Raw genomic sequence first — 326 nt, 5'->3', positions numbered from 1 at the left:
AATCTTTTAATTTTAAATAAGTTATTCTCCTGGCTTCATCAAATAAAGAGTCGAATGATGTTGGCGAAATCACATCGTCACCCATTGGATTGTTTATTTGTATGCCAAGAGAGTTACAGCAGTTATACATTCTGCCATAGATTATAGCTAAGGCATGTAATAATTCGTAATCTTTTAGCGTATTAGCGACCCATCGTCTTTCTGATTTAATAATAGATGATTCAGTTAAATATGAAGGTAATTTCTTTTGTGCAAGTCTGACTAACTTTTTTATACCAATGTTTAACATACTTTCATTTGTAATAAACTCAATGTCATTTTCTTCA

1 protein-coding gene is annotated in these 326 nt (G+C 30.7%); it reads right to left on the bottom strand.

What is annotated here, in order from left to right; translation table 11 throughout:
* The coding region (locus J0A66_RS22405) for an Ea47 family protein (protein WP_439098891.1) at nt 1-326 on the bottom strand (326 nt) is incomplete at both ends.

The organism is Bowmanella dokdonensis, from assembly GCF_017254865.1.
GTDB lineage: Bacteria > Pseudomonadota > Gammaproteobacteria > Enterobacterales > Alteromonadaceae > Bowmanella > Bowmanella dokdonensis.
This window is presented reverse-complemented; position numbering and strand designations above follow the sequence as displayed.